The organism is Mycobacterium vicinigordonae, assembly GCF_013466425.1.
GTDB classification, from domain to species: Bacteria; Actinomycetota; Actinomycetes; order Mycobacteriales; family Mycobacteriaceae; genus Mycobacterium; species Mycobacterium vicinigordonae.
On record NZ_CP059165.1, the window covers coordinates 3,944,379 to 3,967,810 of the forward strand.

Here is a 23,432-nt window from a genome sequence, read left to right on the forward strand (position 1 = left end):
TTCCTCACTCTGGGAAGCCGAACATCTGCACTACGCCGTGGTCGCGACCGGCGGTGTACCCGCCGTCGACCGCGATCGCCTGACCCGTCACGAATGACGCTTCCAGCGACACCAGGAACGCGGCCATGGCCGCGACCTCGCCGGGCCTACCCAAGCGCTGCAGCGCATGCTCCTCAGTGATCGACTCGCGCGGCCCCTCCATTCCCGGCATGCCGAATACACTTTCAGCCAGCGGTGTTTCAATGAAGCCCGGACAGATCGCGTTCGCACGGATGCCACTGGGCCCGTAGTCGAGCGCAATGTTCTTGGTCAGCAGGACCACACCGGCCTTGGCAGCGTTGTACGAGCTGCCTCCTGCCGTTCCTTCGAGCCCCTCGACGCTGGCCAGTGTCACGATCGACCCGCGTTCGCCGTCGACGCGGGGTTGGTCGATCATCCGCGCCAGCGCCGCCTTGGCCACCAGGAACGTTCCGGTGAGGTTGACGCCGATCACCCGGTCCCATTCGGACCGGGGAAGCAAATGCACGGGCCCGCCGCCGGCCACGCCGGCGGAATGCACGACACCATCCAGCCGGTCGGGCACCGCAGCGAACACTGCGTCGACAGCGGTTTCGTCGCTGATGTCAGCGGTCACGAAGTGGAACGCGGGACCAAGGTCGGGCGGCGAGGCGAGGTCGGCACCGATCACGGTTCCACCCTCGTCCAGCAGACGCTGCGCGGTGGCCAGGCCAATGCCAGAGGCAGCGCCGGTCACCACGAAGCAGCGCGAGCGTGCCCGGTCAGAATGCATGCTCAGTTTTCCAGCGCTTCGGCGCAGGAGTTCAGGATCGCGACGAAGCTGGACCTCAACAGCGGCCGACTGATTTTCTCCATCAGCTTGCCGCCGGCGTACCACGGATGGGTGTAGTTCGTCACCCAGTCGACGTGGGTGCCCGTCCCGGACGGGGTGAAGGTCAGGGTGCCGCCGTCGTGCGTGAGCGCGGGAAATGATCGCAGGATCAGGTAGGAGTAGCTATTCGGTGGGTCATAGGCGGTAATCTCCTCCCGAAACCAGGTGCCGGCGCCCAGCACCTCCCGCAGGGCGCCCGCGCCGGTGCCCGGAGATTCCTTGGCCCATCCGGCCTTGATGGCCAACGGAGCCGTCGCCAGGTTCGCGGGGTCGGCCAGCCAGTCGAAGACCTGGTCCACGGGCGCGGCAATAGTTCGTTCCAAGTGAATCTCGACCATGAGATCTCCTGCCTAGCGGGAGGCGCGTACCAGCTCATGCTAAACGCCACGACCTTCAGAGCATCTCGGGTGCGGGTCTCTCGCGACGACTGGCCTGGCGGGTTGGGCGGTGGATCCTCAATCTGTTTCCAGTGAACTGCTTTTCGACCGCTTCGCCGCATGCCGGACTGCGCGCGCGCCTTCTCGAACAACTAGTCGACGGTCGGCCTGCCGCCGACGATAGCCGGGCAGGTAACAATGGGACGATGACTTCCACCGAGATAGCTCAGCGTGACTCCACCGAAAAGATCGCGACCCGGATGGGGGCGGGACTAGTTGGCATGGGTGTCCTACACTTCGCGGCGCCCAAACCATTCGACGAGATCATCCCCGTCGAGCTGCCTGGTCCCGCCCGGTTCTACACCCACGCCTCGGGGGTCGCGGAGGTCGGAGTCGGTGCGTTGCTCCTCACGCCTGGCACCCGCAAGCTCGGTGCCCTGGCCGCGGTCGCGCTGTTTCTCGGGGTATTCCCCGGCAATCTCAACATGGTTCGGCTGTGGTGGGACAAGCCGTGGTACCTGCGCGCCTTCGCGATCGCTCGGCTACCGCTGCAGGTTCCCATGATCACCACCGCACTAAAGGTCTACCGCAACAGCTAGCCACCCAGTGGCGACCCGATGCGGTGCAGCGTCCCGTCCGGGTCGACGTAAGCGAACTCCCGCAGCCCGTAGGGAGTGTCGCGCGGCCCATGCAGGCGGCCACCGAGGTTATCCAGCGCCTTCCATTCGCCATACAGAGCGTCGGCGTCGCTGACGTAGATATAGACGCTGGAAGCGGTGCTCAACGGATCATGCTCGGCCCATTCGGTCAGGTGCATGGACACCGATCCACGGTCGACGTATCCGTAGCGGTCGGGGCCGTCGTAGGCGCGAGCATGGAACCCGAGCCGGCGGTATCGGTCCAACGCGGCGTCGAGGTCGAGGACGGGCACGATCGGTGCCACTGAGGTGAAGTCGATTGCAGACACATTCGCAGTCTGTCACCGCTGCTAAGTGGACCCCGATCCGCCGGGGTGGCTCCGCCGGGAAATGCCGAGCCGGGGGTCCCAGCCACTTGCAGCCGGGTTGCGAATATCCGGACTGGGATTGACAGCCCGGTTACATTCGCAGGCAAAAGAATTCGCGGGCGAGAGGCCGACCGGCAACAGATTCGGGTAAACCTGTTAGATATGCACGACCACCCGTCCCAACGACGTCGCCTGCCCATGTCTCCCCGCATCCTTGCGGTGCTGGCTGCGCTACTGATCGGTGCCGTTGTCTTCACCGTGGTGCAACTGACCCGGTCGGCACCCGACAAGCCCGCGCCGCCCACCTCGACAACACCCCCAGCGCCGCCCTACCTTGCCATCCCCGGCTGCTATAACCACACCGTCCCGCCCGCCGGACGTCCCGACAAGCTCAACGTGGTGGGCTGCGCGAGCGTCGCCGTCGCGTTGCAAAACATGTCCTGGCGAAACTGGGGTCCAAAGGAGGCCGACGGGACCGGTACCGCGGTCTTCAAGATCTGCGATCCGAATTGCGCTGCGGGCTACCAGGTCACCAACCGGGTAGTGGTGCACGCCTGGAATCCGCAACCGGCCCGGCCTGACGCCACCTGCCCGGACGGGTTACAGATTTTCGCCGACATGATCCTGGCGTTCCCCGAACAGGTTCCGCCGCCCACCGCCCAGAAGATGAACACCCAGTACCAGGGCATGCCGGCGGTGCACCTGGCCAACTACTCCGGCGACGCCCCCGACCGGCAGTTCATCGGCTACACCTTCTGCAACTGACCGTCGCTCCAAGAATCCTCCAAGAATCCGTCAAGAATCCGTCAAGGATTTGTAGAGGCCCCGGCGCGAGCGTTGCCAGCACAACAAACCGGCAACGAAACCATCACGGCGGCCACCCTGCGCCGCCCAAGGGGATCTCAACATGACCCACATCGCGCACCACCCGCAAACGAGCACGCATGAGCAACTGAACCAGGTGTCGGCACTGCTCGACGCGCTGGCCGCGGTCGCCGCGCGCCGCGAAACTCCTGGGCCCAGCTTGCTGGCGCGCACGGCAGCGGCGCGGCCGCTGCTGGCGGCTCTGGCGAAAGAGCCCAACGACGGAGAACCATACTCGCGGTCGATTCTGCGCGTCGACGGCGAGGTCGAGATCATGCTGGCCCGTTGGCGCCCGGGACACGGCTGCGCTCCGCACGACCACGGGGGCTCGGGGGGCTTCGTAGTGCCATTGGCGGGACGATTCCATGAACGCCGATTCGGCTGGCGGGCAACGAAACTCGCGGTGACCGAGCAGATCGTCCGCGACGAGGGCATCCCGATCCCGATTTCGCCTAACGACATCCACGACATGACCGCCGAAGCGGACGGCCTCACCTTGCACCTGTACAGCCCACCGGCGGGCGGGATGCGGGTGTTCGACCTGGACCGCTCGGAGGCGCTCGAGCTCGTCGGCGACTACGGTGCCTGGATCCCGCAGGGCAGGCACTCGCGGGTGCCCTTCGCCGACGTCGCACCCAGAAGCCAGGGAAAACCGGTGATTTGGGTTGGCCACACCACCAACTACCGGGGAGGATCGGCCGAGTTCGCGGTGGCCGCCGCGACCATGGGCCGCGAGCTGGCCGCTGCGCACCCAGACGCCGAGGTGATTGTCTCCGGGCTGCACCACAAGGCTGACTTCGAATCCGAGCTGGCCTGGCTGAGTGTGGCCGGACGAGCTATCAGCGAACTGCACCTGATCAGTCATTCGGGCATGTACGGCCCGATGTTCGGTTCCACCGAATGGCCCGAACAATTCTCGCCGCACGAGTGGCGGGCCATGACGATTCCGTTCGCCCCCAACGCACGGGCGTACTTCCACGCATGCCGGACGGCGCGGTGGTTCGCACCCTTCTTCGCCGACGTGTTCGGCGTAGCGACGTTCGGCAACCACAACTACACGACCGTGTCCGCTCGCAAGGACCGGTTTGCGTGGGCGGGCCGTCAGCCGGCGGCTCGCCCCAAGCTTTATCTCATTGCGGCACCGGGCAAGAAGTCGCACGGATGGGCCGGCAGCGCGCGCAAGTACCTGGGTGCCGCCGCCGAACCGATGACGGAAAGCCGACCCGCCGCACGGCAACCCGAGCGCTCCTACGATCGGGTCGCCGACCTGTACGACCGCGCCTACGCGGACATCCGCGTACGCGAGGACGAGTGGCGGTGGGTGGCCAACCGACTGGCCGCCACACACGCCGACCTTGGCCGCCGGGTGAGAGTGCTGGAAATCGGTTGCGGTAATGGCGCTTTACTACGTGCCCTGGACGACAACGGCGACATCGACTTCGCCGTCGGCGTGGATAGTTCGGCCGCCATGCTGGCTCGGGCACGCGAACGCAGCCACGGCCGGACGCGGTTGCGCTTCGGCCAGGTCAGCGGACCCAAGTTGGACGTACCCGACAATCACGTCGACGTGGTGATCTCGTTTTTGTCTTTCCGCTACCTGGATTGGGATCCGGTGATGGCCGAGATACGTCGGGTGCTGAGCCCGGGCGGACGCTTGTGGGTGGTCGACATGGTCGAACAACCGGTGCGGCCACGAGAGTTGCCACTGCTGGTCCATTCGGCGCGGGCACACCTACGCACCCGGCGCCGCAGGCCGCAATTCGCCGCCGACCTGAACGCCCTGACAACACATCCGGAATGGCAAAATATGTTGCGGCACAACCCGATCCGAGCCGAACACGAATACCGCTGGTATTTCGGCAGCCGCTTCCCCGGCACCCGGTTGCAGACGCTGACCACGACGTTGCAGGCGCGGGTACTGGCCTTTGACTCCGGGCCCCTGGACAAGGGCCGGACCGCCCCGCTGTCCTACCCGTGACTGCCATGCCCGCGAAACCGTGCCTGGGCATCGTCGACTGGGGCATCGGTGGTGTCGGCCTGCTAAATGACCTGGACCGGCTGGTGCCCGGGCTGCCGGTGCTGTACTGGTCGGATGCCGGCGTCACGCCATACGGCCGGATGAGCGCCGACGAGCTGGCCGGTCGCCTGACGACGGTGGTCGCTGCCCTCGCCCGGCGCGGGGCCACCGAGGTGGTGCTGGCGTGCAACGCGGCCAGCACGGTGGCGGGCCGGCTGCATACCCCTATTCCCGTTGAGGGCATCATCGCCCACGGCATCGCGTCGGTTCCCGGCGACGCTGCCCGTGTCGGAGTGGTCGGTGGGCGTCGCACCATCGCTGCCGGTCTCTACCGGCGCGGGCTGGACCGGCCGGGCCGGACGATGGTCTGCCGGGTCGCGCAGCCGCTGTCGGCGCATATCGAGGCCGGCCGCACCGGCTCGCCCCGGTTCCAGGCCGACCTGGCCCGCATCGTCGCACCGCTGCGAAACGTCGACGCGCTAGTGCTGGCATGCACCCACTACCCGGCCGCCGCGCGCTGGTTCGCGGCGGCGCTGCCGCACTCCCGGCTGATCGACCCAGCCGCGCAGCTGGCCGCGGCCGTCGCGGCGCGGTATCCGCATCTGCGTCAGACCGACCCGGCTATCCGCCGATTTCACACCACCGGCGACCCCGACGCGATGCGGCGGGGCGCCGCCCGGGCCTGGGGCACGGTGCTGACCGCCACCGCCGTCGAGCATCGGCCGCCCGCGGCATGGGCATCCTGACCGGCAGAACTACGACGGCCGCGCCACGATGATCGGCGTGTGCACGGAGTGCACGACGGCATTGCTGACCGAGCCCAGCAGTTTGCCAATCGCCCCGCGGCCGTGACTGCCGACCACCAGCAATTGAGCCGACTTCGCCTGCTCGATCAGCTCGCGCGCCGGCCGGTCCCGCACCACGATTCGATGCACGGTGACATCGGGGTAGCGTTCCTGCCACCCGGCCAGCCGCTCGGCCAGGATCTGTTCCGCTTCGGTTTGCAGTGCGTCCCAGTCGATGCCGGTGAAATCAAGCACCTCAGCATCACTCCATGCGTGCACCGCCTTCAGATCGACGCCGTGGCGCGAAGCTTCGTCGAACGCGATCGCGGTGGCCAGCTCAGAAGCTTCGGACCCGTCGATGCCCACCACCACCGGCGCGTCCTGGCCGACTGCGGGGGCGTCGTCGCGCACAACCGCGACAGGACAACGCGCGCTTCGCAATACACCCGAACTCACTGAACCCAGCAAAACCCTGCCGACCAAGCCGCGCCCGTTACTGCCGACAACCACCAGATCCGCGTCGTCGGACAGTTCCACCAGAGTCGGGACCGGCGGTGAGACCTTGACCGCGTGAGTGATCTCAATCGGGCTGGCCGCCGACTCTTTGGCCAGCTTGACAGCGTCCTCGAGGATCAGACGTCCGTCGTCCTCCTGCCAGATCGCCGCTCCACCGGCCATGGGTATTTGCGGGAAGGTCGCCACGTAGCTCTTGAACATGTGGACCAGCCGCAACGGCACGTTACGCAAAGACGCCTCCCGCGCCGCCCAAGCGACTGCAGCGTTCGACGGAGCGGAGCCGTCGACTCCAACCACCAGACCGCGACCCTGCACAGATGTGTTCATCATCGATCCTTTCTGGATCACCCTTGACACCGAAAACGCTATTGCGCGAGCGAACCTCGGTCGTGGGGCTTTGGTCCTCAACTCGATGAATATGAGCCGCACGTTAGGTGAACGTCAGCCACGTCTGCGACATCCGGCGGCCGGCGGTAAAGGGCGGCGCCCGCGGTCACGCCCGCGCCGGCGGCGACGAACAGGACCCGCGCTCCGGGCCAAAGATGTGGCAGCAGTTCGTCGTAGGCCGCTGCCAGGGCAGCGGTGTGCATGCGGTGATCCCCGGCCACGGCGATCATGTCCACCGGGACCGCGAGGTGTTTGGCCAGCGCCGTGCGGAAGCCGGGCCGCGCGGGCGCAGCGACAATCCGGTCCAGTTCAGTGAGCCCCAGCGACTCGGCGGTAAGGCAGTCCCGCGCCGCCTGCGCGGCGGCCCCGGCGAAATGCTCGTCCATCTCCGGTGATTGCCCAAAGCGCAGCACATTGCGGCCGTCGGCAAATCCGACTGTGGCAGCAAATGATTCGGCCTGATCGGGCACGTCGTCCGCATTCACCCAGGAGGCCGGGCCCAAGCCGTATACGTCGTCTCGCCAGCCGCACAACAGGGCGGCGCCGGTCGGCGAGAACGGAAAACGCTCACTCATCCCGTGACCGGGGTCGGCGTCGCTGGCCACCACCAGGGCACGCTCGATGGCCCGGCTGCGCAGGAAACCATCCACGATCTGTAGCGCGGTCAGCACTCCGCAGGAACCGTTGGCGATGTCGAAGGAGAAGGTTCCGTGGGCGCCGGCGTGCGGGTCTTCCGGGTTGGCGCCGATGTCGTCCTGGATCAGCGCGGCAAGCGCGGGTTCGCCCAGGTTGCGGTCGCGGTAGATCCCGGCGTTGACCACCAGGTCCAGCTCGGCGGGATCGCATCCGGCATGGCGCAGGCAACTGTTGGCCGCCGCCACGGCGAGATGCAACGAGCTGTGCCGACCGCGCAGTCGGGGCCGGGCGATGTCGACGCGATCAATCACTGTGCCCATAGCGCTTCACCAGATCCTCGTCCAAAGTCACCAACACCACACCGATCTCCAGTCCGGAAGCCAACGACAGCAATGCGATCCGCTCCCCCGGGGCGATGTGCCCCGCTTCGAGTTCCTCCACGAGGGCCACTGTGTGCGTCGTCGACGCCGTGTTGCCGTACCGGTCGACAGTAATCACAGCGTCGTGTCGTGGGCTCTCGCCGAATTCCTCGGTTAAGCGCGTCATCCCTTTGCGGATCGCCCGGGCCGAAGTCTGATGCGTGATCACGTGGTCGATGTCATGAACCGAAATACCGACGGCATCAAGAACTTCGTGCAGCAACAGCGGCGTGTTGGAGATCGCGGCCTTCTGGATTCCGCGGGAGTTGGTGAACATGCGCGCACCCGGATCGCGGCCTTGCGGATAGGCCAGGCACAGTCGGCTGTAGTCGGCGACGGTGGTGAATCCGGCGAGCGCGATTCCCGCCGAACCGGCCGGTGCCCGTTCCAGCAGCAGCGCGGCGCCGGCATCGCCTAGAGTCAGGCAAGCTAACTCCTTGCTCATGATGTTGCGAATATGGCGCGCGGCGTTATCGCTAAGTTGCGAGATGTACTCGCCACTGACTACCAGCCCCCGCTCGACGAAGCCCTGGCGGATCCAGTTGTTCAGAATCGTTACGCCGGTAAGCATTCCGGCGCACGCGTTGGATACGTCGAAGGTCATCGCGCAGTGCGCGCCGATCCCGCGGGCGATCGCGCCACTCATCGTCGGTTCCAGCCACTGGGTGAGGCCGCCCTGGAACTTCGTGATACTGCAACTGATTACCACGTCGAGAGAAGCCGGGTCCTGTTGCGCCGTGCCCAGGCAGTTCAGGGCGGCCGACAGCGCCAAGTTGTAAGAGTCCTCGTCGCCGGTTGCGACTCGGCGTTCGCGGATGCCGGTCAGCCGCTCAAGATCGATGTGAGTGTGATGGCTGGTCCTGGCCATCAAATCGGCAGTGGTGAGCCGGGTTTCGGGAAGATACCGGCCGGCGCCGGCCACTCGGGCGACGTGGGGTGCCGGTGCGCCCCGCCCGTCGGGTTCCATCACCAGCCAGTGTTTAGTCATCGGAGGTACCTCCTGCCCGCGATTTCTGCGAGGTTTCATTCGGCGAATTCGAGGATGTCGGCGACCGGGCGGCGGGCGGTGGCTTCGGCGTGTTGTTCGTGCGCCGGCGACTTGCCCACGCGGATCAGCAATTGCGGCCGGGCGTGGCTGCCGGTCATCTCGGCGATGATGTCGCGGCTTTGCTCCAGTTCGGTCAGATGCGTCAGTGTGCAGGTTGCCAGGCCGGACGCGGTGCATTCGAGCAACACCGCCGAAAGCGCTTCCCCGCAACGCAACACGTCCATGGTGTCATCCCCGGCCGTCGACAGCGCCAGGATCTTGGAGTGGTCGTGGTCGATCCCGGAACGACGGTGGCCGCCACCGGCCGGCGGGAACGCGCGCGCGATGTCGACCCGGGCGGCCTCCGCCGTGGACACCAGCGAACTGTCCGGCACCCGGGTGCTGTCGGAGTCGAACGGAGATGTCCACCAACGTAATTCGGTTAGATAGGTGGTGTCGTAGCGACGCAGGGTTTCAGTGAGACGGGAGACCTCGGCCAACCGGGGGCGCTGGTCGTCGGCGATCACATCCAAGCACACCTGGTATGGCACCACCAGGTCGCACAGGGCTGCGGCCAGTGGCCGCCAAGGAGTGGGCGCGGCATAGGGCAACCGGTCGGTGCGACGCCGCCCGATGGCCTCCGCCAGGCGCTGAGCGGGTAGTGAGGGCGACGCCGCAGGATCGAACGTCAGGGTCGCCAGCAGCTCGGGCTCATGCGGGTCGGCCAGCCGCTCGGTGCGGGTGTGCCAGCCGACGGCCGCCAGGGCGACCCGAAGGTGGTCGAGGGCCGCCCCGCAGCTCAATGTCAGTTCGCGCCCGCTGTGATCGGTTCCGGGCATCGCCATCCGCGGATCGGCCCATAACTCCAACGTCTCAGCACGGCCCACCCAACGCCAGGGCTGGCTGTTGTGCAGCGAGGGTGCCCGGCTGGCCAGCCCTACCGCATACTCGATGACCCCACGATCGGGTACTGCCGCAGACATGTCAGCCGCCTGCCCGCGCCGATTCCAGCAGTAGCCGGCGCTCGGCGGCAGCAACTGTGTGCCGCGTCGCCGCGGCCGCGTCCGGGTTGACCGACACCGACGTGATTCCCATTCGAACCAGGTGCTCGGCAAACGCGGGGTTGGTCGAGGGTGCCTGACCGCACAGCGACGATGTGATGCCGTGCTTACGCGCGGTGGCCACCACACGACCAATGGCGTCGAGGACGGCGCCGTCGGATTCGTCGAACAGCTCAGCGCAGATGTCCGAGTCACGGTCGACGCCGAGCACCAACTGCGTCAGGTCGTTGCTTCCGATGGAAACCCCGTCGACACCCAGGCCGATGTATTCCGGCAGCCAGAAGGTCACCGACGGCACCTCGGCCATCACCCACCGGTGCAGTCCCCGTTGCGCACCCAGCGGGCTGGCGTCCACCAACGCCAGGCACGCTTCCAGCTCCCATTTGGTCCGCACGAACGGGATCATCAGGTGCACGTTGGGATGCTGCTCGCGGACCCGTGCCAGCGCCTGGAGCTCCAGTGCGAACAGGTCGGGGTCCTTGACGTAGCGGTAACACCCGCGGTATCCGATCATCGGATTGTGTTCCACCGGTTCGTATTCCTCGCCGCCGCGCAGCCCGCGAAACTCATTGCTGCGGAAATCGGTGGCGCGGTAGACAACCGGGCGATGCCCGAACGCTGCCGCGATGCGGCCAATGGATGCGACCATTGCATCGACGAGCTGGGCCTGCTCGCCGTGGGCGATCAGATCGCGCGGATGCCGCCCGGAAAGCGCCTGGGTCAGCAGGAATTCGGCCCGCAGCAGGCCGACGCCATCGACGTCCTGGGCGGCAACGGCTTCGGCGGTGTCCGGGATGGCCAGGTTGACGTAGATCTTCGTTCCGGTGGTTTCGGTGCTGGCCACCGACACCGGGGGCTGTTCAGCCCTCACCGCGTGCGCCTGAGGTGTAGCGGCGGCCCCGGCGCTAACGTCACCGCTGCTGCCGTCGACGGTGACCGTCTGGCCGTCGTGCAGCACCGTAGTCGCCTTACGGGCGCCGACCACGCAAGGCACTCTGAGTTCACGCGCCACGATGGCGGCGTGACAGGTCATGCCGCCGGTCTCGGTCACCAGGGCGGCAGCGCGACGGATGGCCGGCAACCAGTCGGGGTTGGTCATCGGCGCGACCAGGATCTCGTTGTCGAGCAGCCGGTTTCCCTCCTGTGGGGTACGCAGTACCCGGACCTTGCCTGATGCGGAGCCGGGCGCCGCGGCCAGTCCACGCACCAGCACACCGGTTTTCGGGTCATTCTCGTCACCCAGTGTGGTGATGGGCCGGCACTGCACCAGCCAGGTCTTGCCGTCCGCGATCGCCCATTCGACATCCTGCGGGCAACCGTGATGCTTCTCGGTGGCGATGGCCAACTTCGCGACGCCGCGCAACTCGTCGTCGTCCAGGACACGCGCGTCGGCCTGCGCATCGCCCAATTGCACGATCGCATCGTTGCCGTCGGGGCCACGTTCAATCTTGAAGTCCTGGTGGCCGATCTTGACGTCGAGAACCTCCAAGGTCTCCTTGTCGACGACGTAGGTGTCCGGCTGCACCTTGCCGGACACCACTACCTCGCCGAGCCCCAGGGCGCCCTCGATCACCACGTGGCCCCGCTCCCCGGTGCTGGGGTCGCTGGTGAACCCGACACCAGACTTTTCCGAGGCCACCATCTGCTGAACGACGACCGCCATCGCGGGGTCGGCGAGGAAGCCCCGACTGGCGCGGTAGCTGATCACCCGGGGGCTGAATAGCGAAGCCCAGCAGCGGATGACGGCATCGACCAGCGCCTCCTCGCCGGTCACATTCGTCAAGGTCTTGTTCATGCCGGCGAACGAAGCGTCCTTACCGTCTTCACCGGTTGCCGAAGACCGCACGGCGACAACGCAATTAGATCCGAGCGCGCGGTAGGCGGCGACTAGCCGTTCCCGCACCTCATCGGTGACACCCGCCTTGGTGACCAGACTCTGCATCCGCTGGCACAGCTCGGCTAGGCGGGTGCCGTTGTCCACCTGGTCCAGCGCCTCGCGGTGCAGCGCGCCAAGTTCCGCGTCCACCCCGCCGGCCCGCATCGAGGCCTGATAGCTGTCGCGCAACAGCACGAAACCGGGTGGGACCGGCAGGCCAGCGGCTACCAGCTCGCCCATGTTGGCGCCCTTGCCGCCGGCCTCCTCGGCGTTGTCCAAGGACAGCGCCGCGATGTCGGCGACGTAGCTGGCCAAACCGGTGCTTGTTGACATTTTCCTCTCCTCCTGAACCCGGATCACCGCGATCTCTAGACCGCTTGGTGCCAAACTTCTTGAGCCGCCTGGCGTGCCCGCTCCACCGTTCCCGAGGTGTCCACGATGTGCGCCGTGCCCCAACCGTTGCGGCGTGCCGCCATCGCACCCGCGATCGGCGCGGTCACTTCCGATGTGCCCGGCTGCCTGGTCTGGATGCGTTCGGCGGCAACGTCCACCGCTGCGCTGCAAACGATTTCGACCAATACCGAATGCGTCTGCCTGGCGAGTGCATTGGCGGCGGCCCGATACTGTGGGTTGCCCCAGGTGCCGTCCAGGATCACCGACTGCCCGTGGCTCAGCAGGTTGTGCGCGCGGCGCATCGCCTCGGTGTAGACGACCGCAATATTGTCCGGGCTGTACAGGCCTTCGTTCAGAATCCCCGACTCGCCGGTGATCGCACCCGACTCGCGCAGCTCGCGGCGCACGTCGTCGGTGGAGATGACCCGCGCTCCGACGCCCTGGGCAAGGTTGCGTGCCACCGTCGACTTCCCGGTGCCCGGGTTCCCGCCCACCAGGGCCAACCGGACCGCGCCGTCACGCAGGTGTTCCGCTGCTATCGCGAGGTGGCGGGCCGCGTCGGCGCCGGATGCCCGGTGGCCCTGCGTGAGACGCACGCAGTCGACCTTGGCGCGAACCCCGGCACGGTAGGCGATGTAGAAATCCCGCAGCGACGGCGGCGCGGTGTCTGCGGCATAAGACCGGTAGCAGTTCAAGAAATAATCCCCAAGATCTTTACGGCCCAAGAACTCCAGGTCCATCGCCAGAAATGCGGCGTCGTCGATTCTGTCGACGTAGCGCAGTTGGTCGTCGAACTCCAGGCAGTCCAAGATCTCCGGTTGGCCGCCGGTCCAGAAGATGTCGGCGGCCAGCAGATCGCCGTGCCCGTCGATTATGGCGGCTTCGTCGACCCGGCGGTCGATCAGCGCGGTGCGGCCGGCGAGGTATTGTTCGGCCAGCTGCCCCACCCGATCCACTGACTCAGGCAGTATTGGTGAATCATGCTCGGAGGCAAAGCGTTTAAGTTCGGTGATGTTGTCGGACCAACGCCGGTCGATCGCCGCGACTCCCCCTTGAGCACTGATCGCCGGCCCGCGCTCGGCACGCTCGTGGAAGCGGGCCAGCACCCGGGCGATCGTGTCGAGTATCGATTCGATGTTTTCTCCGCGCGTGACCTTGGTCGCCAAGCGGTCGTCGTCGCCGTATCGCCGCATGACGATGACCGGTTCGTCGGGACCGCCGGCCGGATCGGACAGCCGCGCGATCCCGAGGTAGCTGTGCGGGGACAGGCGACTGTTCAGTTCGACTTCCCGCCGGCAAGCATGCTCACGCTGCTCGGTGGTCCGGAAATCCAGGAAGTCGGTCAGCACCGGCTTCTTGGCCTTGTACGCTCGGTCGCCGGCCAGAACCACCACACCCGTGTGGGTTTCGTGGAGTTCGATGAAGGGCAGTGCAGCCATCTTTGCCGACTCTGCCAGTCTCTCGCCGGTGATCGCAACCGTCATGGCGTACTACGTCCTAGGCCGGCCGCGCGACGATGGTCGGCGTGCGGATAGAGTGGACGACGGCGTTGCTGACCGAACCTAGCAGCATTCGTTTCAGACCCCCTCTGCCGTGGCTGCCCAACACCACCAGCTGGGCGGTGTGGGCCCGGTCGATCAGCGCCTGGGCCGGCCGGCCGCCACTAATGACGCGATGGACGCTGACGTCGGGATATCGTTCCTGCCAGCCCGCCAGGCGCTCGGCCAGCACTTCTTCCACCGCAGAGCTCATCACGGGCCAGTCCAGCCCTGGCAAGTCGGCCGCGTCCACGTCGCTCCACGCGTGTAGCGCCACCAGATCGACTCCGCGGTACGACGCCTCGTCGAAGGCGATCTCCGTCGCCAGCTCTGATACCGGTGACCCGTCGATACCTACCAGCACCGGCGCTGCGACGTGTTGTAACTCATGAGCCGCCTGCTGGTCGTAGTCGCGGATGACGGCGACGGGACAGGCCGCGCCGTGTAGCACACCGGAGCTGACCGAACCGAGCACGGTTCGTCCGACAGCGCCCCGGCCGTGACTCCCGACCACCATCATTTCCGCGTCCTGGGACATGTCGATCAGTGTCGGCATCGGCGGCGCGCACCTCAAATCCATTGCAATGGAGATGTCGCGGTCACCGTCCACCTCTTCCTGTGCGAGCTTGACGGCGTCCTCGAGGACCCGCGTGGCGTCTTCCTCCTGCCACACGGCGACTCCGGTGGGCAGCGGTACCTGCGGGAACGTCGGCACGAAGGCATTGAGCATGTGCACCACGGTCAGCGGGAGGTTCCGCATCGCGGCCTCGCGCGCTGCCCACCTAACAGCAGCACACGACTCGGCAGACCCGTCCACCCCGACGACGATGCCGTGTTGCTTGGGTGAGGTTGACATCTGCTTCTCCTTCGACATCCATGACGCTATTGACCGAACCGCCAGGGGTCGTGGGGCTTTAGTCCTCAACCGGATGGACGTGAGGCCTTGGTTGGATCCGATGGCTTGATCGGGACTGGTGATGTTGGAATCGTTTCCGGCGTGAGCGAATGGCCGGCAGTCATCGACAGGCGCTACCACGACGCGGTGCTTCTGGAACTCGACGCGGTCCTCACCGAGGACGGCTTGGTCCGTGCCTGGGATTCCACGGTCGCGCTGCTGCGGCGGCTGCGCGAGGTGGGCATCACCACGCTCGCCTACTCTGGTAGAGCCGACTACGCACGCGCGCTGGACGCGGTGGGCCTACGCGAGCTGTTCGATGATGCTCTCACGACAGACCAATCCGGCGCCCGGCCGCTGTTTACCGCGTTGACCGAATCGGTTCTGCGCCTGGGCATTCCGCCGCGGCGATGTGTGGTCGTCGCGTGGAACCTGGAAACGGCCTCCATCGGCGCCGCAGCCACCTTCGCACTGCTGGTCGGAATCGACGGCGACCGGCCGGGCACGGTTCTGGTGCCGCCGGACGGTGCGGATGCGATGGTTGCCGACCTCGCCGAGATCTCGGTGCAGGCGGGCGGCGTCGCCGTGTCTGCGTTACCGGATGCGTTGCTGTCCTACAGCCAGCTAAAGGAACTCATCACCTGCCGGCGCCCGACGGTGTTCGTCGACTTCGACACGACTCTGGATACCGGGATAGGGAAATCCCGTGCGGGTTCTCCGACCGAAGATGAGTCCGGCGCCGCGCTGGCAGAACTGGCTAGCCAATGTCAAGTCGTCGTCCTTTGCGACCGTGACCTTGACGAGGTTCGCGAGCACCTCAAAGGCGAAGGTTTGTGGTTCGTCGACGGTCGGGGCCAGCGAGTGATCGTCCCGGACAATGCCTGCCGTGGTCTCGCACGCACAGATCTCGACGATGAGCCGGCGCAGCTCCGCCGAAATACACGATGGCACAGGGGAAAAACAGTGCAATGGGTGCTCGACCTGGCCGCGCTGGGGTCCGGCGCCGGCGATGCTGAGACCGTGTTGCCCATCTTCATCGGGCGCGGCCTGCCCGACGAGGACGCTTTCGACGCCGTCCGGTTCGGCGGCTTGGCCATCGTCGTTCGAGGGGACGGCGATGGCCAAGCCATGACTTCCGCAGCCTCGTTTCGGCTCGACGGCACCGCCTCGGTGGTCGAACTGCTGCGCCGGCTGGCCGCCGATTTGCACGGTGACCTGATGAAGCCGGACGAGGCGTGGGAGCTCACCTACCACGACTACGACCCGGACAGCGAGCGGCTACGGGAGACCTTGTGTACCGTCGGCAACGGATATCTCGCTACCCGGGGTTGCGCACCGGAGGCTACCGCTTCGCCCGCGCACTACGCGGGAACCTACGCCGCCGGCATCTACAATTCGCTGACAGACCAGATCGCGGGCCGGACCATCGAAAACGAGAGTTTGGTCAACCTCCCCAATTGGTTGTCTTTGACGTTCCGTATCGACGGCGGGGCGTGGTTTAGCGTCGATGACGCCGAATTGTTGGCGTACCGGCAGAAATTGGACCTCAGGGATGCCACGCTGACGCGCGAACTTCGCTACCGGGACAGCGCGGGACGGACCACCACGATGACCCAGCAGCGGTTCGCGTCGATGCACCAGCCGCACGTGGTGGCGATGCGCACCACACTTAGGGCTGAAAACTGGTCCGGGACAGTGGAATTCCAATCATTGGTGGATGGATCGGTACAGAACACCATGGTCGAGCGGTATCAGGCCCTGTCGAGCACCCACCTCACCGGCACCGCGATAGAGCACCCGGCGCCCGACTGCGTAATGCTACGAACGCTCACCTCTCAATCGCAGATCCCGATCGCGGTCGCGGCGCGCAACACGGTGTGGCGGGACGCTGCGCCCGCCGCGGCTCAGTATTCGGCGGTGTGTGAGGACCAGCGCGGCGGCCACCGCATCGAAATGGCCATCGCGGAGGGTGAAGCGATCAGCCTGGAAAAGGTCGCCACCGTGTTCACCGGTCGCGACTCCGCGATTTCTGAGCCGGCCCGGACGGCCTGGCGATGCCTTGAGGAAGCCGAGCGCTACGATCACCTGCACCGCCAGCACGCACGCGCCTGGGCTCGCCTGTGGGAGCAGTGCAGCGTCGGATTGAACGACGGCGCAAAGGCATTGCGGATTCTGCGCCTGCACCTGGTGCATCTGCTGCAAACCCTTTCGCCGCACACCGCCGAACTCGACGCCGGCGTTCCCGCCCGTGGGCTGCACGGTGAGGCCTACCGGGGGCATATTTTCTGGGACGCGCTGTTCGTGGCCCCGGTGCTGAGCCTGCGGATGCCGAACGTCACCCGCTCCCTGTTGTTGTACTGGTACCGGCGACTGCCCGAAGCCCGAAGCGCCGCTCGCCGCGCTGGCCACCTCGGCGCAATGTTTCCGTGGCAATCGGGCAGCGACGGGCGCGAGGCAAGTCAGGAACTTCATCTCAATCCCAAATCCGGTCGCTGGAACCCGGATCCGAGCGCACGAGCACACCATGTCGGTCTGGCCGTCGCATACAAGACCTGGCAGCACTACCAGGTGACCGGTGATCGCCAGTACCTCATCGACTATGGCGCCGAAATGCTGGTCGAGATCGCGCGATTCTGGGTAAGCCTGGCTATTTTCGACAACGAGCGCGGCCGCTACGTGATCCGTGGCGTCATCGGCCCCGACGAATTCCATTCCGGCTATCCGGGCCACGAGTACGACGGCATCGATAACAACGCCTACTCGAACGTGATGGCGGTGTGGGTGATCACGCAGGCGATGGCAGCCCTGGAGCTGCTTCCGCTGCGGGAGCGACTCGATCTGACCGCCCGAATCGGTTTGACGACAGCCGAACTCACCAGATGGACGCATGTGAGTCGGCGCATGTTCGTACCCTTCCACGACGGGGTGATTAGCCAGTTCGAGGGGTATTCGGAACTCGCCGAGCTGGACTGGGAAGGATATCGGCTGCAGTACGGCAACATTCAGCGTCTCGACCGAATCCTTGAAGCCGAAAACGACAGTGTCAACCGATACAAGGCGTCCAAGCAGGCCGACGTGCTGATGCTGTTCTATCTGCTCTCCACCGAGGAGTTGCTTGGCTTGTTCGGGCGGCTCGATTACCACTTCACTCCTGCGCAAATCCCGCGGACGATCGACTACTACCTGGGCCGAACCTCGCATGGATCGACGCTTAGTGCTGTCGTGCATTCCTGGGTGCTGGCTCGTTCAAACCGGGACAATGCGCTGGAGTATTTCGACGAGGTCCTCGACTCCGACGTCGCCGACATCCAGGGCGGCACCACCGCCGAAGGGATCCATCTGGCGGCAATGGCGGGCAGCGTGGATCTCCTGCAGCGGTGTTTCACCGGACTGGAGACCCGCGACGACCGCCTGGTGCTGGGGCCGCACTGGCCCGGCGGCATGGGGCCCATCGAGTTCCCGTTCGTGTATCGCGGTCAACGCCTTCATCTTCGGGTCAGCGGTCGAAGTGCGAGTCTGACCGCGGAAGTTGGGGGTCACGGTTCGATCGACGTCGAATGCCGTGGGCAGGTACACCGGCTGGCTCCAGGGCAGACCATCGAGGTCACCTGAGGGGCAACCGCTAATCCCGCGAGTGGCGCCAGACGGGTCAGTGCCGCACCAGCAGCACCGAGCAGTCCGGATAGCCTAGGATCGGATGGCAGTTCGGCGTGGCCAGGCCCGGCAGCGTGTCCGCGTCCGCCTCTCCGATAACCGCGAGATCTATTGCACCGCCATGCTTTCCGGCCAATTCGTGACCAGTGCCCGCGGCGACCACCTGAACAGGAACGTCAGGATAGCGGCGGACCCAGCTGTCCACGCGACGGTCGATCTGACGCACCATCGCGTGCCGGCGTCGGCCTTCCTCCATTGCCGCTCGCACGACTTCGTCGTTGTCGGCTTCGTCGTTCAGCACCACCGCGATCACTCCGAGGCGAGTCGGGGAACCGTCGTAGTTGGTGCGGATGACCGCCACCGGGCAGTGCGCACCAGCCACCAATGCGGCGGCAGTCGGCCCCAGAGATCCGTCGGTCGCCCAGCCGCGCCGGGCGGTGCCCACGCAGACCAGGGCCGTATCTTGAGATTCGTCGACCAGAACCTGGGCGGGGTCGCCGGACAACACCACCGTGTCAACCTCGACGAACGTACCTTCCTCGCGTGCTGCGCTCTGCACGGCGCACTCCGCCTGCGAAAGCGCCGTTTCGGCACGCTCAAGGTCCCAGTCGGAGGCTGTGAGTCCGTTGGCTGCGATCACGTACACCAGCCGAAGCGGCACCTGGCGGCTGACGGCCTCGTCGATCGCCCACTTCGCCGCGTTGACCGCGGCTTGTGAACCGTTGACGCCCACGGTCACCGACTTGGCGTTGAGTGGGTTCATATTGGCTCCTGCTTACGATTGCTGCGCTTCCCAGGCTAGGGGGTGCACGGTCATTTAGGCAGGGGCCGTTCGGCCTCACCTGCAGTGCCCGCACGTGTGACGTCGAGAGGCTGTGCGGCCAGTTCGAGCAAACTGTTCACGTCCGCGGCCGAGCAGGCCGCTGTACCCGGGGTCAACAGCATCGCGGCGCCCGCGGCGATGCCGAGCCGGATCGCCTCGGGCAGCGTCCAGCCCCGGCTCAAACCCACCGTGATCCCGGCGACCATCGCGTCACCGGCCCCGACCCCGCTACCCCCGTCCATCGGAACGGCCGGAAATCGCAGGCCGGCGTCTGCCGTCGCGAGCAGCGCCCCGTGCGAGCCTAGCGACACCACCACGACCTGGGCTCGCCCGAAGGTGATGAGCTCCTGCGCAGCTTCCAATTGGTCTGCCTCGGTGAGCAATTCACGTCCGACGCATTCCCGTAGTTCACGCACGCTCACCTTCAGCAGGTACACACCGGATGTGACGCACCCGAGGGCCGCACCCGATGTATCCAGAATCAGCAACGCACCCACGGCGCGGCACAGCTCGGCGACCCTGTCGTAGAAGTCGTCGGGCACACCGGGGGGCAAGCTGCCGCTGGCCACCACGAACTGCGCCGAGCGAGCCGCCATTCGCAGCTCCTGCAGACATCTGGCCTGTTCCCGGTCACTCAACAGGGGTCCGGGAAGGACAAACCGGTATTGGCGGCCAGTGCTGGTTTCGTTGACGGTGAAGCTCTCCCGGGTGGCGGCGTTGATCGGAATCTCGGCGAAGGACACGTCCTCGTCGCTGAGCAGTTTCGTCAGCAGGCCACCGGTCGATCCGCCCGCGGGGAACACCGCGAATACCGAACCACCCAGAACACTGGCGATCCGGGCGACGTTGACGCCCCCACCGCCCGGGTCGTAGCGGGTAGAGCTGCAGCGTAGTTTCTCGGTCGCCCGCACCACCCCCACCGCTGTGGTGACGTCGAGCGCCGGATTCATCGTCAGCGTGACGATCCGCGGCAATCCTGCGAGCGGCCCGGCCGGACTAACCATATTCGTTGACCCTGCCCGTTCTCGGCTGGCTTAGGTGAAGTTACTCGTCGTCTTGTTCGCGTGCGGGCAGGATTCCGCCTCGGCTTACAGGCCGCTCGGATAGGTTTCCGGTGTCTCGCCCGCTATCCACCGGCTGGTGCGCTCGAGTGGTTCCAGCGCGCGGGTGTGATCGATATGGATCATCGCGTCGAACTGACCGAGCGGTCGCACGTGGAAATAGTGGCTCTGCCGCTCGGTGGCCGGCTGATAAATCACTCCGATGGCGCGGCCGAGCCGCACGTCAGCCAGTGGTGCCGCGGCCCGCTGGTCCACGAGCGCGGACACCAGGAACGCCTGCCGCCCGGTCTCGTGGAACAGCCCTTCGACGCTGCCCACCAGCGCCGGCCGAACCACCTTGCGCTCGGCGACGCCGCCCCACTCGCTGGCCGCGGTCACCGTGCCCGAGTAGGTGCTCAACCCAATCAGCCGCGCCTCGTCGCCGTAGCGCTGACGCACCAGCTGCCCGAGCGTAAGCTGCCCATCGGCCCAGACCTCGGTCGCCGTCGCATCGCCGACGTGAGAGTTGTGCGCCCACACCGCAATTCGGGCAGAGGGCGAGTCGCGATCCCGATCCAGGTGCATAAGCAGCGCCTCGAGGGTCTGCGCCATGTGCTGGTCGCGCAGGTTCCAGGAAGTAACCCGTCCGCTGAACATCGCGCGGTAGTACTCCTCGGCGTTGCGCACCGTCTGCGCATTCTGCTGGGCATAGAACAGCTCGTCCTGTGCCAGCGGTCCGTCGCTGCTCAGGTACGCGAACGCGTTTCGCTGTAGCTCCACCAGCTGTTCGATCACCTCGTGTTCGCAGCTAGGGCCGGCGCCGAACGCGGCCGCAAAACCGTACGCCTGGCCGTCGTCGGCGCTGTTGTGGTCGAAGCAGGCGTAGCGGTTCCGCGCCCGGGCCGCCGCGGCCGGGTCGACCTTCTCGAGGTAGGTGACCACTTCGCCCATCGACCGATGCAGGCTGTACAGATCCAGCCCATAGAAACCGGCCTGGCGCCCGCCCACTGACGTTTGCCGCTCGTTGTGTCCGCGCAGCCACTCGGCGAAGTCGCGAACCACGGTGTTGCGCCACATCCAGCCGGGGAAGCGCTCGAATCCGCGCAGCGCCTGCTCGGCGTCGGCGTCCTCACCCAGGCTGCGGACGTAACGATTGACCCGGTAAGCGTCCGGCCAGTCCGCCTCGGCGGCGACCCCGATGAACCCCTTCTCCTCGATCAACCATTTGGTGATCTCGGCGCGCGCCTCGTAAAACTCGTGTGTGCCGTGCGAACTCTCCCCGATCAGCACCACTCGCGCGTCGCCAACGATCGCCTCCAGCACGTCGCTCGGCGGAATGCCCTGGGGCGAATTGATCGCCGCAACATTGAGTACCTCCGCGGGCGTCGGCGTCGAAGGCCTGATCACCGGGATACCGGTAGTCGGGGTAGCGAGCAGTCGGCGAACCTCCTCGTCACTGACCTGGCTGAAGTCCCAATACGACTCCCCTACCGCCATGAACGGGGTAGGCATCGATGCGCATACCACGTCGTCGACCACGGCGGCGAACTCTGCGCACGTTGATTCCGGAGCGGCCGGCACTGCAATAACCAGCTCGGCCGGCTCGGCCTCACGCAATGCCTGCACAGCCGCGAACATGCTTGCACCAGTGGCCAATCCGTCGTCGACGAGTAGCACGGTCTTGCCCGCCACCGCTACCGGCAGACGGCCGTCCCGATAGGCCGCTTCGCGGCGAGCCAGCTCGCGGCCTTCACGGTCGGCGACGTCACGCAGCTGTTGGGGGGTGATCCGCAGAGCCCGCACCATGTCGTCGTTGATCACAACGCGGCCACCGCTCGCCAAAGCTCCGACGGCGAACTCTTCGTGGCCCGGTGCACCCAGCTTTCGGACGATGAACGCGTCCAGCGGAACGTGCAGTCCCGCCGCCACCTCCCACGCGACGGGCACACCGCCGCGGGCCAGGCCGAGTACCAGCACGTCGGGACGGTCACGGTACGCGCTCAACAGCCCAGCCAGCACTTTGCCGGCCTCGCGGCGGTCACGGAAAACGCGCCTCGGGGAGTCCGACGCTGCGCTGGTCATGGTTTGTCAGTCCTGATCATCAGTGTGCGGAGGGTGCTCATTTGCGCCTCCTAGATCTCGAAGTCGCCGTTATGACGCTGTCCATTCGACCGATCCTGTTTGACCACAGCAAGAGACGGAAGTCCCTGCTCTTTGAGCCCTTCGTCGATTTCGCGCACGGGGCAACCGGATGCCGAGGTTTGATACCCCAACCCGATGTAGGACATGACGCGTTCCAGGATGAGCCGGAAGGCATCCCCGTCCTCGGCGAGCCGGGAAAGATCCCTGCGACACAGAAATCCCTCGAGTCGCCTGTCCAACGACCAACTCGCGTACACGGCCTGATCGGCATACGGCGAGCTCAGAAATTTGCAGGCCAGCGCGTCGACGTCCGCGTCAGTCAACTGCATGGAACCGCTTTGTTCATACACCATTTCGCATCCATGGAACGATCGGCCGGGCATCGGCCATCGGGTGGCACACCGCTGGGGACATGGCTACCTAACTCCTCGCGTGACACCGATCGATGCCGATCAACCCCTAGGCTCCGCCACCTGCGCATCGGCCAATAGGGTCCTTCGTCACCGTCCCCTGGCCCACTGGGCCTGCGTGGGCCGGACAGACTACGGTCGTCGGTGACGAAAAACCACGACTCGAAAGGGGCGGGCCGATGCCGGTGTCCGGCGAGGGAGTCACGATCCTCTCAGAGCACGAATGTTGGGATCTGTTGAGCAGTGTGCCGATCGGGCGGCTGGTCACCAGCGTCGACGCGCGGCCGGAGATCTTTCCGGTCAACTTCGCCGTGCAACGCCGAACCGTCCTCTTCCGCACCGCCGAAGGCACCAAGCTGATCAGCACCGCGATCAACAACCACGTCGTATTCGAGGCCGACGAGTACACCCTCGCCGAGGGATGGAGCGTGATCGTCAAGGGCGTCGCGCGCTCGGTGCGCGACGACGAAGACCTCGAGGAGGCCGAGCGCGCGCAGCTGCTGTCCTGGACCGCGCCAACGAAAACGCATTACGTGCGAGTGCTTCCCGAACTGGTCACCGGCCGCAGGTTCCGCTTCACGCCTCGGTGAGCGCGCCCCCGCAGCGCGCCACCGAATAATAAGGACTTCAGTCCCTCGCGCCCAGCCCGGTCCGGTGCTCGAATAGAGGTATGGGAC

At 66.1% G+C, this 23,432-nt stretch carries 20 protein-coding genes; 6 read left to right on the plus strand and 14 right to left on the minus strand.

Translation table 11 applies throughout. The features are described from left to right. Positions 1–4: 4 nt before the first annotated feature. A complete protein-coding gene (locus H0P51_RS17690) occupies positions 5–790 on the minus strand; it encodes an SDR family NAD(P)-dependent oxidoreductase (RefSeq protein WP_180914069.1) in 786 nt (261 codons plus the stop codon). Between the two features lie 2 nt (positions 791–792). Then, the gene (locus H0P51_RS17695) at positions 793–1,227 is read right to left on the minus strand and encodes an SRPBCC family protein (protein WP_180914071.1); all 435 of its coding nucleotides are present in this window, start codon (positions 1,225–1,227) and stop codon (positions 793–795) included. A 245-nt stretch (positions 1,228–1,472) separates the two neighbouring features. On the opposite strand from H0P51_RS17695, the gene H0P51_RS17700 reads away from it, so the two are divergent. Further along, complete coding sequence (locus H0P51_RS17700) at positions 1,473–1,865, plus strand: DoxX family protein (protein ID WP_180914073.1); 393 nt, start codon at positions 1,473–1,475, stop codon at positions 1,863–1,865. Here H0P51_RS17700 and H0P51_RS17705 read toward each other — a convergent pair. Further along, complete coding sequence (locus H0P51_RS17705; RefSeq protein ID WP_180919053.1) at positions 1,862–2,224, minus strand: bleomycin resistance protein; 363 nt, start codon at positions 2,222–2,224, stop codon at positions 1,862–1,864. The two genes, H0P51_RS17700 and H0P51_RS17705, sit on opposite strands and share 4 nt — an antisense overlap. A 258-nt stretch (positions 2,225–2,482) precedes the next feature. Here H0P51_RS17705 and H0P51_RS17710 point away from each other — a divergent pair, with 258 nt between their 5' ends. The 3 genes from H0P51_RS17710 (at position 2,483) to H0P51_RS17720 (ending at position 5,899) form a co-directional block, all read left to right on the plus strand. Beyond that, positions 2,483–3,037 (plus strand): hypothetical protein, encoded by a 555-nt coding sequence (locus tag H0P51_RS17710; protein ID WP_425489068.1) that lies wholly within the window; start codon positions 2,483–2,485, stop codon positions 3,035–3,037. Positions 3,038–3,179: 142 nt separating this feature from the next. Then, a complete protein-coding gene (locus tag H0P51_RS17715) occupies positions 3,180–5,114 on the plus strand; it encodes a methyltransferase domain-containing protein (protein ID WP_180914076.1) in 1,935 nt (644 codons plus the stop codon). A gap of 5 nt (positions 5,115–5,119) precedes the next feature. Further along, on the plus strand, positions 5,120–5,899 hold the full coding sequence (locus H0P51_RS17720; RefSeq protein ID WP_180914078.1) for a glutamate racemase: 780 nt from the start codon (positions 5,120–5,122) through the stop codon (positions 5,897–5,899). A gap of 9 nt (positions 5,900–5,908) precedes the next feature. Here the strand turns inward: H0P51_RS17720 and H0P51_RS17725 are convergent, their stop codons facing one another. The 7 genes from H0P51_RS17725 to H0P51_RS17755 form a co-directional block, all read right to left on the minus strand. Continuing rightward, positions 5,909–6,781 (minus strand): universal stress protein, encoded by an 873-nt coding sequence (locus H0P51_RS17725; RefSeq protein WP_180914080.1) that lies wholly within the window; start codon positions 6,779–6,781, stop codon positions 5,909–5,911. Positions 6,782–6,858: 77 nt separating this feature from the next. Next, complete coding sequence (locus H0P51_RS17730) at positions 6,859–7,797, minus strand: beta-ketoacyl-[acyl-carrier-protein] synthase family protein (RefSeq protein ID WP_180914082.1); 939 nt, start codon at positions 7,795–7,797, stop codon at positions 6,859–6,861. After that, positions 7,781–8,884 (minus strand): 3-oxoacyl-ACP synthase III family protein, encoded by a 1,104-nt coding sequence (locus H0P51_RS17735; RefSeq protein WP_180914083.1) that lies wholly within the window; start codon positions 8,882–8,884, stop codon positions 7,781–7,783. Before H0P51_RS17735 ends, H0P51_RS17730 begins: the two co-directional genes overlap by 17 nt. A gap of 35 nt (positions 8,885–8,919) precedes the next feature. After that, complete coding sequence (locus tag H0P51_RS17740) at positions 8,920–9,906, minus strand: Acg family FMN-binding oxidoreductase (RefSeq protein ID WP_180914085.1); 987 nt, start codon at positions 9,904–9,906, stop codon at positions 8,920–8,922. 1 nt (position 9,907) lies between these two features. After that, positions 9,908–12,193 (minus strand): phosphoenolpyruvate synthase, encoded by a 2,286-nt coding sequence (gene ppsA / locus H0P51_RS17745; RefSeq protein ID WP_180914087.1) that lies wholly within the window; start codon positions 12,191–12,193, stop codon positions 9,908–9,910. A 35-nt stretch (positions 12,194–12,228) separates the two neighbouring features. Beyond that, positions 12,229–13,692, minus strand: coding sequence for a bifunctional aminoglycoside phosphotransferase/ATP-binding protein (locus H0P51_RS17750; RefSeq protein ID WP_180919054.1), 1,464 nt, complete (start codon positions 13,690–13,692; stop codon positions 12,229–12,231). A 58-nt stretch (positions 13,693–13,750) separates the two neighbouring features. Further along, positions 13,751–14,647: a universal stress protein gene (locus tag H0P51_RS17755; RefSeq protein WP_180914089.1), complete on the minus strand. Its 897-nt coding sequence runs from the start codon at positions 14,645–14,647 to the stop codon at positions 13,751–13,753. Between the two features lie 141 nt (positions 14,648–14,788). On the opposite strand from H0P51_RS17755, the gene H0P51_RS17760 reads away from it, so the two are divergent. Next, on the plus strand, positions 14,789–18,298 hold the full coding sequence (locus tag H0P51_RS17760; RefSeq protein ID WP_180914090.1) for a glycosyl hydrolase family 65 domain-containing protein: 3,510 nt from the start codon (positions 14,789–14,791) through the stop codon (positions 18,296–18,298). Positions 18,299–18,335: 37 nt separating this feature from the next. On the opposite strand, the gene H0P51_RS17765 is transcribed toward H0P51_RS17760, so the two are convergent. The 4 genes from H0P51_RS17765 to H0P51_RS29280 form a co-directional block, all read right to left on the minus strand. Further along, complete coding sequence (locus H0P51_RS17765; RefSeq protein WP_180914092.1) at positions 18,336–19,103, minus strand: universal stress protein; 768 nt, start codon at positions 19,101–19,103, stop codon at positions 18,336–18,338. A 50-nt stretch (positions 19,104–19,153) separates the two neighbouring features. Beyond that, entirely contained in the window at positions 19,154–20,167 is a 1,014-nt protein-coding gene (locus tag H0P51_RS17770; protein ID WP_180914094.1) for a 1-phosphofructokinase family hexose kinase, read from the minus strand. Between the two features lie 84 nt (positions 20,168–20,251). After that, entirely contained in the window at positions 20,252–22,285 is a 2,034-nt protein-coding gene (locus tag H0P51_RS17775; protein WP_180914095.1) for an erythromycin esterase family protein, read from the minus strand. A 50-nt stretch (positions 22,286–22,335) separates the two neighbouring features. Continuing rightward, positions 22,336–22,698 carry a hypothetical protein gene (locus H0P51_RS29280; RefSeq protein ID WP_425488876.1) on the minus strand — a complete coding sequence of 121 codons (363 nt, stop codon included), beginning with the start codon at positions 22,696–22,698 and terminating at the stop codon, positions 22,336–22,338. A 236-nt stretch (positions 22,699–22,934) separates the two neighbouring features. On the opposite strand from H0P51_RS29280, the gene H0P51_RS17785 reads away from it, so the two are divergent. Next, the gene (locus H0P51_RS17785) at positions 22,935–23,345 is read left to right on the plus strand and encodes a pyridoxamine 5'-phosphate oxidase family protein (protein ID WP_180914096.1); all 411 of its coding nucleotides are present in this window, start codon (positions 22,935–22,937) and stop codon (positions 23,343–23,345) included. Positions 23,346–23,432 lie beyond the last annotated feature (87 nt).